A 13,320-nucleotide genomic window follows, 5' to 3' on the forward strand; every position below is an offset into this window, starting at 1 on the left:
AGCGCTGTTTATTCACGCACTTTAGGCAGCGCTGAGCGTGCTTCGCGGTAATCGCTTACATCGCTGGGTTCGTCACCTGGATTAAAGCGTATATCCAGAGTGTGCTCGCGCAGCGATGGCCACAGGTTTTTTATATCCTCAAGGCTAACGTCCAACACTAGCTTGGCCAACTGATCGCGGCGGTCGAAGCGAACGTCTTCCAACGCCGTTGCCTGCCAGTAGCGGTTAGTCATACCCGCAAGGCTGGTATCGCGCTGGCGCAACTGGTCGTGGACCGCTTGGCGATAAGGCGCTAAGTCATCGTCGCTAAGTTCTTCAAGACGCTGGCTAGCCTCGTCAAGAAACGCGTCCATGCGTTCGGCAATGGTGCCGCTGTCTACGTCGGGAGATTGCACCATGAGTGCAATGCCGGGGGCTTCGAGCAGCGGCGAATAGCCCGCATTAACGATGTAGCCAAGCTGCTGCTCGGTGCGTAACTGCTGGTAGAAGGGCGTTTCCAACCACTGGGCGATCACCGCGGTAGTGGCTTGCTCCTCTGGCGTCTGATTGCGACCCTGTAGATAGCGCAGTACCAAGGACTCATCCCGAGAGCTGTGAGGGTGCAGTACGCTGTGCTCTTCACTAGCCGCAAGCGGGGTTAGGTTGGCAATAGCGTCGCGGGTTAGTCGTGGCTTGAGCTTGGCACGCATCAGCAGTGTCTGTTCATGGGCCAGGTCAGCATCCAGGTTACCCACCGCCATGGCATCGACATACAGGTCATTTAGAAAGCGTTTGCGGAAATCTTCAAGTTGGCCGCGGTTAAAGCGTCTGCTGGCGGCAAGAAGCTCGGCGGTAGACCACTGTGGTGTCAGCAGGGCTTCGCCTAGAGTGCGGCTGGCTTGGCCGCTGAGCGACGCCTGAGGCGCATTGCGCCACTCCCTCTGCAGCTGGTAGCGCACGCGCTCGAAAGCGCTGTTAGTGATCTCTGCGTGTGCTAATTGCTCAAGGGTTTGTTCAATCAGCGGGGTTTGGCCATCACGCCAGCCAGAGAACGATAGCGTCATGCCTCTGGCGTGGGGGTAGGCGCTAAACGACTGTCCTGCCAGCCACGCTGGGTAGAGAGATTCATTCAAGCTGTCGTTGAGCCAGCTGGCGAGGAGCCGAGTGAGTACGGCTTCTTCGGCGGAGTAGCTGGCGGTGGGGCTTTGTAGGCTAATGCGCCACTCAACTTTGGGGGTGTCAAAGCGTTCATCCTGCATATGCCAAGCGCTAAACGATGGCGTATCAACCAGCAGGCTGGGACGTTCATCCTGACCTTCCAGCAGCGTTAAATCACTGGCAATAAAGGGGTTGGGCCCCGGCAGTGCTAAGCCACTAAGCGCCTGTCCTGGCTGGTCAGGCGCTTGCTCTCTCCACTGAGTATGAAACCACGGTGAAACGGTGTCGCTTTCCACATCCGGCGCCGAGTAGAAGCGCAGCATGTTGTCTGGCGTTAGCGCGTTTAAATAGGTCTGCTGAAGTTCTGTATCGGGGCCATCCATGCGGTAGGGCGCGTACTGAACGTCTTCTACCGGGTAGCGCGATAGGCTCATGGAGAGGCGCGTGGCTTCTTGCTGCGGGGCGCCATGCTGTTGGAAGCGGAAGGCTTGCTCATTGAGATCTGCCTGCTCCTGGTAACGCCATTCCGAGAGGCCGTCGTTGCGCAGTTGCTCAATGGCGGCAAACAGGGTGGCTTCAATATCGTCCAAGCGTTCGGCGCCTGCTGGCGTCAGGCTGATAGAGATAGTGAATAGCGCTTCGTTACCATCACCGCGGCCTACTCCGGCAGAGAGACCATCGGCCAGGCCTGCATCGCGCAGCACTGCTAACAGGCTGCCTTCACCCTCATCGCCCAGCAAGTGGGCGATCACCTGGGTGGGTTTTGTGCGGTAGTCGTCGGTGGGGTCGGGCACCGGGAAGTAGAAATTCACCTGGCGGCGATCCTGCAGCGACTGACGCTCGATATAGCGGGGCAGCGTGTCTGAATCAACCAGCGGCGCGTCACTCGTCGGCACGCTTAAGTCGTTGTCGGGAATATCGGCAAAGCGTTCGGCGACCAGCTCTTCCAATTGATCCAGTGGCTGCGGCGCCACAATCGCCAAGTTCATCACATTGGCGTCGTAATGCTGGTGATAGAAATCGATTACCCGCTCGCGCAGCGTGGCTTCGCCTTCAGGCGGGCTGGCTAAGGTTTCCCGGCTACCCACGGCAAAGCCGGTGGTGGGGTTGTCAGGATTGAGCAACTGATTGAGCACATCGTTCTCGCGCCGGGACTCGTCGCGAATACGCGCCATATACTCCGAGTGAACGATATTGCGTTCACTCTCCAGATGATCGGCGTTAAACAGTGGTGAGAGGAAAAATTCGCTGAAACGGTCAAGTGCTCCCGGCAGCGCCGACGGCTCAATATCGAAGAAGTAGTTGGTATCCTGCTGCGCGGTAAAGGCGTTGTGGGAGCCCGCGTTATTGGAAATATAGCGCTGGTAGGCATCCGATTCCGGGTAGGGTTCGGTGCCCAAAAACAGCATATGTTCTAGAAAGTGCGCTAACCCCTGGAGGTCCTCGGGGTCTTGGGCGCTACCTACGCGTACATTCATCGATGCTGCCGCTTTGTCAGCTTCCGGATCGCTGACCAGTAATGCATTGAGGCCATTTTCAAGGGTCAGCACGCGGTAGTCGCGGCTGTCATACGGGCTAGTGATCGGGGTGACAGTCTCAGCAATGGCGTCGGCAGTGGCATCATTGCCATGGTTAGCGGCGAAGGCGAGTGGCGCCATGGCGATACTGGCAATAACGCCGAATAGAGCGCGCTGGGGGAAAGGCCGCCAGCGGGTTAAGCAAGTGGATCGCAACATTACAGCTCCTGTGACACAGCCCAGCGCAGCATCGACCCGGTGGGATGGGCGCAGGCCGGTGACTGGTAGGCGGGATTATTGACATGTTTAGATACCGGAAAAGCGCCCAACAGTTCCAATGGCGCAGGGGCTAATAACGAATTAAGCGTTTCGGTATCGGTGTCGGGGTTGAGCCAGGCGGATAGCGCATGGCTGGGAATGGTCACCGGCAAGCGGTCAGTTAACGGTGATAACAGCAGATTGGCGGGCACGGTAATCAGAGCAGCCGAATCAGTAAATGCCGTTAACGTGGTGTGGTAGCGGCACCAGAGGGCGCCCAATAGAAGCGGTGCCCGGGTTACCTGGGTGACTAAATAGGGCTGCTTACTGCGCGGCTGGGTTTTCCAGACATAGAAACCGCTCACCGGAATAACGCAGCGGCGCGCGCTAAAGGCATCGCGAAACATCGCCCGTGATCCAAGGGTTTCCGCTCGGGCACAGTGGGGCGCGTGATCCAGTACCTCCAGCCAGGGAGGCGTCAGGCCCCAAAAAAGCGACGAAAGCCGGTATTGGCCCTGCTCTAGTCGAATCGCCGAGATTGGCCGCCGGGGGGCTAAGTTAGGCGACTCAACCAATGGTTCGGCGTTGACGAGCGTCGGCAGTAAACGGGCCAGCGGTAGATTTTGCACATGCAGTCGCCCCGTCATACCTATCTCCTACTCATTAAAATCTTCCCGGAACTTAAACAAAATTGTTGAGGAAGTGTAACTGGATAGCGGGGGACTTCGCGCAATAAAGCACGAAATGGTGTGTTTTAGTGTCGAAAACAGTGTTCGATGTAAGGTATCCTATCGTATCCCTTGCTCCCGCTAAAGCGCAGTGAGGCTTTCCTCCTTGTTTGCCGTTGACCTTAAGAGATCGCCATGGCCCGTCCTAGACAGCATGCGCCCGATGCCCTCCACGCGCAGGTCATGCACGCTTGTGATGAGTGGTTGGCTGAACAGCCAGTCCATGGTCTCTCACTGCGTGCTTTGGCTAGAGAGGTTGGCTGCGCCCCCAGCACCCTACTGAAGCTATATGGCAGCTTCAATAACTTATTACAGCACGTCAATGTGGAAACCCTGGCACGCTTACAGCACACCATTACAAGCCTGAGGGACGATGATCCTGAGCCATGGCTGCGCTCGCTGGCGCGAGCCTACTGGCGGTTCGCTGAGCAGGATTGCTACCGCTGGCAACTGCTGTTCGATTACCCGCTGGCCCAGGAGGGTGAGCTTGATCAGCGTCAAAGTGATCTGATCGAGGCGCTATTTACCCAAGTGGAAGCATCGATCAAGGCTTACCAGCCCGCGCTGGATGATCTCGAAGCCCGTCGTTTGGGGCGCACGCTGTGGGGGAGCGTCCACGGGCTAGTCCAGCTTGGGCTTAATGAGCGATTGGGCTACTGGCAGGGCCAGCAGTTGAAAGTGGATGAGCTGTTGGATCAACTGATGAGCACCATTCTGGCCGGCTTGCGCCATCATGAGGCGGCGACGTGACGGGGTGGGTCAATGCGGGTCGCCAGGCGCTACGCTGGCTGATTTTTATCTCCATGCGGCTCTGCTACCGGCTGCAGGTGCATGGTCGTGAGCATATCCCCAAGCAGGGGGGCGCGCTGGTGGTGTGTAATCACGTGAGCTTTATGGATGCCTTGGTGCTCGGCGGTGCCAGCCCCCGGCCGCTGCGCTTTGTTATGGATCAGCCGATTTTTGACTCTCCCTGGCTCAAGTGGTGGTTTCAACTTGTTGGGGCGATCCCCATTGAGTCTGAGCGGCGCAGCCCGGGTGCTCTGAGGCGCGCCCTGGATGACGTCAGCGCAGCGCTGCGCGAGGGGCAGGTCGTGATGGTCTTTCCTGAAGGACGGCTGACCCCGGATGGCGAGATTCACGCTTTTCGGCGCGGCTTAGAGGCGATTCTAGCTCGGGACGATGTGCCGGTGATTCCGGCTGGACTGGCAGGCTTATGGGGATCGTGGACATCCCATCATAACGGCAAGGCGCTAAAGAAATGCCCTAAGCGCTTTCGGGCGCCGGTGAGTCTGCACTTTGGGCCCCCACTCAACCGCCTGGACGCCGATGATATAGCGCTGCGGCGGTTTCTCGAAGCGCGGGTCAGGGCCTTAAAAGCGGCGGCCGATCAGGAGCTATCCAGCCGCCGCTAACTTGCTTACCTGCGACTAGCGGCGTGGCGCCCGCTGCTTTTGCCAGCAGCGCGCCGAGGTGATGAGGTTATCGCGAATCTCCAAAATCTCCATGCGCATATTGTCAATTTGCAGACACGCAGGCCCTTCCGGAAAGGCTTCCAGATGCTCAAGAATAAGACCGTTGAGCGTCTTGGGGCCATCGGTAGGCAATTGCCAGCCAAGCATCTTGTTAATCTCGCGGATGTTGGCAGTGCCTTCAATCACATGGCTGCCATCGTCCTGCCGATGAATTTCTTCGTCCTCAGAGACATCAGTGGTGAATTCACCCACGATCTCTTCCAGAATATCTTCCAGAGTGACTAGGCCCTCTACGTCGCCGTACTCATCCACCACAATGCCGATACGCCGCTTCTGCTTCTGAAAGTTGAGCAGCTGGGTATGGAGCGGTGTGGATTCGGGAATGAAGTAGGGTTCGCGAGCCTCCTGCACAATCGACGCTTTGGTGACTTCGTCCCGGGAGAGAAAGCGTGCCGCGTTGCGCAGATGCAGCATGCCGATAATATTATTGATATCGCCTTTATAGACCGGTAGCCGGGTATGCTGGCTGGTACGAATCTGGGTCAAAATATCTTCGAGCGAGTCATCCAGGTCGATACCCAGCACCTCGTGACGGGGCACCATAATGTCGTTCACAGTGACATTCTCAAGATCAAGGATCGACAGCAGCATCGCCCGGTGGCGGTAGGGGATCAATGTACCCGCCTCGTGAACCACCGTACGTAGCTCGTCGCGGGTCAGGCTATCGCCCCCGTTATCAACGCTTTTGACGCCTACCAGCCGGAGCAGGCCGTTAGACATCACGTTAACCAGCCATACGAGTGGGTAAAGCAGCTTGAGCAACGGCTCAAGGGCGTAGGAGGTCGGGTAGGCGATCCGCTCGGGTTTAATCGCGGCGTAGGTCTTCGGCGTGACTTCGGCAAAAATCAGAATCGTGATGGTCAGTAGGGCAGTCGAGATCGCAGGCCCAGATACGTCGCCGAAGAAGTGAATGGCAATAATAGTCGCAATGGAGGCCGCCAGGTTATTGACGAAATTGTTGCCGATCAGGATAACGCCGATAAGGCGGTCAGGGCGGGTGAGCAGGCGCATAACCCGTTTGGCTCTGCGGTCACCGCTGTTGGCTTGATGGCTCAAGCGGTAGCGGTTAATCGACATCATGCCGGTTTCAGAGCTGGAGAAGAACGCAGAAAGCAGTATCAGTAAGGCTAGCAGGCCGAACAGTAACCCCAGGGGGAAGTCGTCGCTCAAGTCGAAAAGTCCTTTGTGGCGGATTAGGCTCGATTTGTAGAAGGTAGCGATTGGTGTGTCAAGACAACCAAAGGCGTGATCACGCCCCGTTAGCGGTTGAGTAAAATCTCAAGCACGAACTTACTGCCAAAGTAGGCCAGCACCAGCAGGCCGCAACCCCCAAGCGTCCAGCGCACGGCACGCATGCCGCGCCAGCCAAAGCGGTAACGGCCGACTAAAAGCGTAGTGAAGATTACCCAGGCAAGCAGAGATAGCACGGTTTTATGCGCCAAATGCTGGGCAAAGAAGTTGTCGAGAAAAATAAGCCCGCTGGCGATGGAGAGCGTCAACAAAATAATGCCCGCCCACACCAGTTCAAACAGCACCCGTTCCATGGTGGTCAGCGGCGGCAGCGATTGCACAATGCCGCGAATATGGTGATGGCGCAGCGCCTGATTCTGCAGGCCGACCAGCACAGCCTGAACGGCGGCAATCGCCAATACGGCAAACGCCAATGCTGAGCTTATCGCGTGCAATAAAATGCCCGGTGTCAGTCCGGTGTGGCCGCCTTGGTTCGGCAGCCAGGTGGCAGCGAGAAGCGCAATACCCGCCAGTGGAAACAGCGCAATGCCCGCGTTGAGTACCGGCTTGAATAGGCTGGCTACCAGCACAACATTGACGGCCACCGCCATCAGCAGCGTGGCACTGGTGGTAAAGCCAGGCAGCAGGCCGGGGGACTGCCCCAATAATTTGACCACCACAGGAATGTGCAGCAATAACCCCAGCACAGCGAGCAGACGAACCATGCCCTGGCGGGGCGGCACACGCCGAAACAGCGTCATGCCCTGCCAAATGGCCGCGGCAACGTAAAGAACAAAAGCAATCGTGGCGAAAGGGAGCGCCTGCATGATGCTATCCGTGCGCCTTGCAGCGCGTTGCGGTGAATAAATAAACGGGTTAAGTGTGATTACGACCAAAATCTATCCAGCTACTATAACGAATCCAAGCGGCGTCGCCCAGCGGGGCAAACGCATCAAATAGGTAAGAACCCAGAGTAAGTATCTAAGAGTGCCAGGGAAAGCTGTAAGTAAGGGTCTTTCGCCATGGCCGGAAAAATGTTCCCGACAATTCCGGCATTTCCGCCATCCATGGCGGTCAGATGGCGACTTGTCCTGATCGGTTGCAGTAGGGTTGCTGGCACTCGCCCATGGAGACTCGAAGCGTGAGCGCGTATAATCTTTTTACTAAATAGTCCAGGGCGTGCGCGCCGACGGCAGTGACGGAGGCAGAGAGGCCCCATGTTCCAGAATCTAAGCGAGCGTCTTTCCCAGACGTTAAAGTCGATCAAGGGTCAGGCTCGCCTGACCGACGACAATATTAAAGATACCCTGCGCGAAGTACGCCGCGCCCTGCTTGAGGCCGACGTAGCACTCCCGGTCATCAAGGCGTTCATTGAACGCGTTCGCGAGCGTGCGGTCGGGCAGGAAGTCTCCAAAAGCCTCTCGCCAGGCCAGCAGTTCGTCAAAATCGTCCAGCAGGAGCTGGAAGCGATTATGGGCGAAGCCAACGACGGCTTTGTGCTCAAGGGCTCCCCCGCCGTTGTACTGATGGCCGGTCTACAGGGCGCGGGTAAAACCACCTCGGTGGCCAAGCTGGCCCGCTACCTGCGCGAACGCGAGAAAAAGAAAGTGTTGGTGGTGTCCGCCGATGTCTACCGCCCGGCAGCTATCGACCAGCTTGAAACCCTGGCCAAAGAGGTAGAGGTAGATTTCTTCCCTTCACGCTCTGACCAGCAGCCGGTAGCGATAGCCGAAGCGGCCATTAAGCACGCCAAGATTCAGTTCCACGATGTGGTGTTGATCGATACCGCCGGTCGCTTGGCGATCGATGAAGCCATGATGGCGGAAATCCAGGCGCTGCATAAAGCGGTCTCGCCCCAGGAAACGCTGTTTGTCGTCGACGCCATGACCGGCCAGGATGCCGCCAATACCGCCAAGGCATTCAGCGAAGCGCTGCCGCTAACCGGCGTGATCCTGACCAAAGCGGATGGCGATGCCCGCGGCGGTGCGGCGCTATCGGTACGCCACATTACCGGCAAGCCGATCAAGTTTATGGGTGTCGGTGAAAAAGTCGACGCTCTGGAGCCGTTCCACCCAGACCGTGTCGCTTCACGCATCCTGGGCATGGGCGACATGCTGTCGCTGATCGAGGAAGCCGAGCGCACCGTCGACAAGTCCAAAGCCGAACAGCTGGCCAAAAAGGTCAAGAAAGGCGACGGTTTTGATCTTGAAGATTTCCGCGACCAGCTCCAGCAGCTCAAGAAAATGGGCGGCATGGGTGGCCTGTTAGGCAAGCTGCCCGGCATGGGACAGATGGCAGAGATGGCCCAAGGCCCTGGCCCAGAGAAAGAGTTGGGCAAGCTGGAAGCATTGATTAACTCCATGACCCCCAAGGAACGCCGCAAGCCCGATATTATCAACGGCTCGCGCAAACGTCGCATTGCTGCTGGCGCAGGCCTACAAGTGCCTGACCTTAATCGACTGCTCAAGCAGCATAAGCAGATGCAGAAAATGATGAAGAAAGCAGGCCAGAAGGGCGGTATGCAAAAAATGATGCGCGGCATGTCCGGCATGATGGGCGGCGGCCCCGGCGGGCCTGGTGGTATGGGCGGCCCCGGCGGCATGGGCGGTATGGGTGGCCCCGGCGGATTGCCGCGGCGCTAATTAAGTAGCAGTTCCCTTGGCAAGGTTGACGGCCTATGAGTTTTCTGGCTGTCAGGCTTTCCAAGTCATGCGCATTTGCGTAGAATGCGGCCTCTTCATGCGTGGGTGTTGCGTAAAAGCGCGTTAATCGCGGTGCAGCGCCTAGCAATGAAGGCCTTTATAAGCATGTAGCACGACGAGTGTTCCGATAGCGATTTGCGCTATAACCACACTCTCGTAACCTCAACCGAAGGATAGTTATCGTATGGTTACCATTCGTTTGGCCCGTGGTGGCGCCAAGAAGCGTCCCTTTTACCACCTGACCGTTACCGACTCGCGTAACGCTCGCGACGGTCGTTTCATCGAGCGTATCGGCTTCTTCAACCCGGTTGCCCGTGGTCAGGAAGAGCGTCTGCGCGTTGATCTAGACCGTGTTACTCATTGGCAGAGCCAAGGCGCCCAGCTGTCTGGTCGCGTTGCTGAGCTGGTAAAAGAAGCACGCAAACAGGCCTAAGCCTGTTTAAAGTAGAGTCTGATGTTGTAAGTTGAGGTCGTCGATGACGCGTTTTGAAACAAGCCATACTGACGACACGCATGTGGTGTTAGGCAAGCTGACTAGCCCTCACGGGATAAAAGGTTGGCTCAAGGTGTATTCATACACCAGCCCCATGGACAACATTCTGGACTACCCCGAATGGTGGGTGCGCAAGGGGGAAACCCTGATGCCAGTGACCATTGTTCAGGGACATCGGCAGGGCAAGGGCCTTGTAGTGCAGCTTAAAGGCGTGGATGACCGGGATGCGGCAGAAGCATTAGCCCAAACTGACATCGTACTGCCCAAGGACGCACTGCCTGAGCTACCGGCCGATGAGTATTATTGGCATGAGCTTGAAGGCATGACAGTCTTCACTCAGGCTGGCGAGCGGCTAGGACGGGTAAGCTACCTATTTGAAACCGGCGCCAACGATGTCATGGTGGTTCGCGGCGATTCTGAGTCAATCGACAAACGCGAGCGGTTGCTGCCATTTTTGCCAGACGATGTCATTATCGAAATCAGTTCCCAAGAGGGCCGTATGGTCGTCGATTGGGATCCTGAATTTTGACCAAGCTTATGAACAGTTTGAGTAGTGATGTATCTACTGACTCAACTGAGTTGGAGAGTGACAACGCGCCGGAAACGGAGAGCAAAGCAGCAGCGCCTGCAATGTGGATCGGTGTCGTGTCGTTGTTTCCCGAGATGTTCGACGCGCTAACCCAACAGGGCGTAGTGGGAAGAGCGGTAGAGAAACAGCGTATTGCACTTGAGTTTTGGAATCCGCGGGATTACGCCACTGACCGCCACCGCAGCGTTGATGATCGCCCCTATGGCGGTGGTCCAGGCATGTTGATGAAAGTCGACACCCTGCGCGCAGCGATATTTGCAGCCCGGGAACGGGCGCAGCAAGCCACCGGCTTCGTGCCGACGGTGATCTACCTCTCGCCCCAGGGGCGTAAGCTGGATCAGCAGGGCGTTCAAGCACTGGCTTCCGCCGGGCCTTTAGTGGTCGTGGCTGGGCGCTACGAAGGTATTGATGAACGCGTGGTGGAGAGTGACATTGATGAAGAGTGGTCGATTGGCGACTATGTGCTGAGCGGCGGTGAGCTGCCCGCAATGGTGCTGATTGATGCAGCGGCAAGGCTGATTCCCGGCGTGCTGGGCCATCAGGATTCCGCTATCGAAGACTCGTTTAATGACGGCCTGTTAGACTGCCCGCACTATACCCGTCCGGAAAACATCGACGGGCGCCAGGTGCCGGATGTGCTGTTAAGCGGAAATCATGCAGCCATCAAGCGTTGGCGATTAAAGCAGTCACTAGGCCGGACATGGCAACGCCGTCCAGACCTGCTGGAAGGGCGAACGTTAGATACCGAACAGCGTAAGCTGTTGAACGAGTTTATCGAAGAACACGCTCTGTCTACTGAGTAGTTTGTTTCAGCTACCTAGGCCAGAGCGGCGGTGCAGGGCGAAAAAGCGCACCTGTGTCACCCATAACGACTCCCGCGTAGCTCGTTTCGAGCGCCGGGATCACGGCTCCCGCCACCCATGATAGAGCGGTCAAGCCAACACGTTATTCAGGAGTATGATGATGAGCAGCAAAAGCAAAGTGATCCAGGCGATCGAATCTGAGCAAATGGGCAAGGAAATTCCTGCCTTTGCCCCCGGCGACACCATTGTCGTTCAGGTAAAAGTAAAAGAAGGTACTCGCGAGCGTCTGCAGGCGTTTGAAGGTGTGGTGATTGGTAAGCGTAACCGTGGCCTGAACTCCGCTTTCACCGTGCGTAAAATTTCTCACGGCGTTGGCGTTGAGCGTACCTTCCAGACCTACAGCCCTCTGGTTGACTCGATCGAAGTCAAGCGTCGCGGTGACGTGCGTCAAGCCAAGCTTTACTACCTGCGCGAGCGCAGCGGTCGTTCAGCACGTATCAAGGAAAAGCTGGCTTAAACGCCGCGGCTCCTCGGGCGCTCGCGCTGTTCCTAGATACGCGTTGCGCCCAGATACTAGAACCCCGTCACCGCTTTGCGGGACGGGGTTTTTTATAAGCTACTGCTGAGACTGCTGACGTATGAGCGTTATCGATGCCTTTTTAGATGCTCTCTGGCTTGAGCAAGGCGCCAGCGACCATACGTTAGCCGCCTATCGACGCGATTTAACCGCCTGGCAAGCCCACTTGGAGAGCCACGGCGATGCGCTCTTGGCGCCGCCGCCGGAGCGTCTTAGTGAGTGGCTGGCCAGCCGCCGGGAGGAAGGCTACCAACTGCGTAGCAATGCCCGGCTGCTGTCGACGCTGCGCAGCTTCTACCGCTGGGGACGTTTAAATAACCAGGTGGAAAGCGACCCGCTCACCGATATCAAGCTACCCCGCGTGATCCCCGGCTTGCCGAATACCTTGGAAGAGGACGAGGTGGAGCGCCTGCTATTAGCGCCCGATACCGATACCCCGCTGGGCGTCCGTGACCGTGCCATGCTGGAATTGCTTTACGCCTGTGGCTTGCGGGTCTCTGAGCTGGTAGGGCTCACCGGCGACGCGGTCAACCTGCGTCAAAACGTGGTGCGGGTGCGCGGTAAGGGCGATAAAGACCGTCTGGTGCCCATGGGTGAAGAGGCGGCGGATTGGCTGGCCCACTATATGCAGACCGCACGGCTGGCGCTGATGAGCGACCCGACTCGCCCAGCGCTATTTCCCGGTCGGGGCGATAAAGCCATGACCCGGCAAACCTTTTGGCACCGGATTAAGGTGCATGCGATAACGGCAGGCATCACCCGGCCGCTGTCCCCGCACACGCTTCGCCACGCTTTTGCGACCCATTTATTGAATCATGGGGCCAATTTGCGGGTCGTACAGCTGCTGCTGGGTCATAGCGACCTGTCGACGACCCAAATTTATACTCATGTGGCCCAGGCGCGCTTGGAAAGCCTACATGCAGAACATCACCCACGAGGTTGAATTGATAATGCGTCAACGCCGTTTTGTAGCACACCCTTTACTGACACCTTTCTCAATGCTGGCGTGTTTGTTAACCGCCAGCCTGTTACCTGCCGCTGCCCAGGCCGATGAAGTGGCGGATCGACTTGCTGGATCGCTAAGCGTCAATGGCCAGCCGATGCCCGTGGAAGCGGTCACCGAAACGCCTATGGAGGGCGTCTATCACGTGCGGCTGGAGAGCGGCGAATCTTTTTACTCCAACGCTGACGGTAGCCACTTCCTGGTCGGTGATCTGTATGAAAATGGCGATCAGGGGCTGGTCAACTTGACCGAACAAGAGCAAAACCAGGCGCGTGCCGATGCGCTGGCAGCCGTGCCTGACAGTGAGTTGGTGATCTTCCGTGGCGCCGATGAGCCAAAAGCAACAGTGACGGTATTTACCGACCCGACCTGCCCCTACTGCGCGCGGTTACACGACACTATTCCGGAGTTGAATGAACGCGGTATCGCCGTTCACTATATGGCGTTTCCTCGTGCAGGTATGGGCAGCCAAGCGGCCACCACACTGCAGCAGGTGTGGTGCTCGGATAATCGCAGCGAAGCGATGACTCAAGCCAAAGAGGGCGAGGCTATTTCCAGCACGGCAGACTGCGACAATCCCGTGGCAGGGCAGTATGATCTGGGCAAAGCATTGGGCGTACAGGGCACCCCCGCGATTATTTTGCCCGATGGGCAGCTAGTGCCGGGATTTGTGCCCCCCGAGCGGCTCTCCGCCATGTTAGGCTTGGATGACGAATAACCTCACATTGCAAGTGAATATAAAACGCTGAGA

At 57.4% G+C, this 13,320-nt stretch carries 13 protein-coding genes; 9 read left to right on the plus strand and 4 right to left on the minus strand.

Annotation, left to right across the window (positions count from 1 at the left end):
* Window positions 1–8: 8 nt before the first annotated feature.
* Complete coding sequence (locus QT231_RS16440) at window positions 9–2,873, minus strand: insulinase family protein (RefSeq protein ID WP_308337930.1); 2,865 nt, start codon at window positions 2,871–2,873, stop codon at window positions 9–11.
* Entirely contained in the window at window positions 2,873–3,559 is a 687-nt protein-coding gene (locus QT231_RS16445) for an SOS response-associated peptidase (RefSeq protein WP_308337931.1), read from the minus strand. The genes QT231_RS16440 and QT231_RS16445 overlap by 1 nt, the downstream gene beginning before the upstream one ends.
* 216 nt (window positions 3,560–3,775) lie before the next feature.
* Between QT231_RS16445 and QT231_RS16450 the strand changes: the two genes are divergently transcribed.
* Together QT231_RS16450 and QT231_RS16455 are read left to right on the plus strand one after the other, a co-directional pair.
* Complete coding sequence (locus QT231_RS16450; RefSeq protein ID WP_308337932.1) at window positions 3,776–4,390, plus strand: TetR-like C-terminal domain-containing protein; 615 nt, start codon at window positions 3,776–3,778, stop codon at window positions 4,388–4,390.
* Window positions 4,387–5,052: a 1-acyl-sn-glycerol-3-phosphate acyltransferase gene (locus tag QT231_RS16455; RefSeq protein ID WP_308337933.1), complete on the plus strand. Its 666-nt coding sequence runs from the start codon at window positions 4,387–4,389 to the stop codon at window positions 5,050–5,052. The genes QT231_RS16450 and QT231_RS16455 overlap by 4 nt, the downstream gene beginning before the upstream one ends.
* 15 nt (window positions 5,053–5,067) lie before the next feature.
* Here QT231_RS16455 and QT231_RS16460 read toward each other — a convergent pair whose 3' ends face one another.
* Together QT231_RS16460 and QT231_RS16465 are read right to left on the minus strand one after the other, a co-directional pair.
* Window positions 5,068–6,342, minus strand: a complete 1,275-nt coding sequence (locus QT231_RS16460; protein WP_308337934.1) for an HlyC/CorC family transporter — start codon at window positions 6,340–6,342, stop codon at window positions 5,068–5,070.
* 89 nt (window positions 6,343–6,431) lie between these two features.
* Window positions 6,432–7,229 carry a cytochrome c biogenesis protein CcsA gene (locus QT231_RS16465; protein ID WP_308337935.1) on the minus strand — a complete coding sequence of 266 codons (798 nt, stop codon included), beginning with the start codon at window positions 7,227–7,229 and terminating at the stop codon, window positions 6,432–6,434.
* Between the two features lie 390 nt (window positions 7,230–7,619).
* Between QT231_RS16465 and ffh the strand changes: the two genes are divergently transcribed.
* The 7 genes from ffh (at window position 7,620) to QT231_RS16500 (ending at window position 13,287) form a co-directional block, all read left to right on the plus strand.
* Window positions 7,620–9,044: a signal recognition particle protein gene (gene ffh, locus QT231_RS16470; protein WP_308337936.1), complete on the plus strand. Its 1,425-nt coding sequence runs from the start codon at window positions 7,620–7,622 to the stop codon at window positions 9,042–9,044.
* A gap of 244 nt (window positions 9,045–9,288) precedes the next feature.
* Window positions 9,289–9,537: a 30S ribosomal protein S16 gene (gene rpsP / locus QT231_RS16475; RefSeq protein WP_009098555.1), complete on the plus strand. Its 249-nt coding sequence runs from the start codon at window positions 9,289–9,291 to the stop codon at window positions 9,535–9,537.
* 43 nt (window positions 9,538–9,580) lie between these two features.
* Entirely contained in the window at window positions 9,581–10,126 is a 546-nt protein-coding gene (rimM, locus tag QT231_RS16480) for a ribosome maturation factor RimM (protein ID WP_308337937.1), read from the plus strand.
* 101 nt (window positions 10,127–10,227) lie between these two features.
* Window positions 10,228–10,989, plus strand: a complete 762-nt coding sequence (gene trmD / locus QT231_RS16485) for a tRNA (guanosine(37)-N1)-methyltransferase TrmD (protein WP_308337956.1) — start codon at window positions 10,228–10,230, stop codon at window positions 10,987–10,989.
* A gap of 160 nt (window positions 10,990–11,149) precedes the next feature.
* Window positions 11,150–11,506, plus strand: coding sequence for a 50S ribosomal protein L19 (rplS, locus tag QT231_RS16490; RefSeq protein ID WP_008958726.1), 357 nt, complete (start codon window positions 11,150–11,152; stop codon window positions 11,504–11,506).
* A 121-nt stretch (window positions 11,507–11,627) separates the two neighbouring features.
* Window positions 11,628–12,509, plus strand: coding sequence for a site-specific tyrosine recombinase XerD (xerD, locus tag QT231_RS16495; RefSeq protein WP_308337938.1), 882 nt, complete (start codon window positions 11,628–11,630; stop codon window positions 12,507–12,509).
* A complete protein-coding gene (locus QT231_RS16500) occupies window positions 12,484–13,287 on the plus strand; it encodes a DsbC family protein (protein WP_308337939.1) in 804 nt (267 codons plus the stop codon). Before xerD ends, QT231_RS16500 begins: the two co-directional genes overlap by 26 nt.
* Window positions 13,288–13,320 lie beyond the last annotated feature (33 nt).

Origin of the sequence: Halomonas sp. SpR1, from assembly GCF_031010175.1 — a bacterium.
Taxonomy (GTDB): Bacteria; Pseudomonadota; Gammaproteobacteria; order Pseudomonadales; family Halomonadaceae; genus Vreelandella.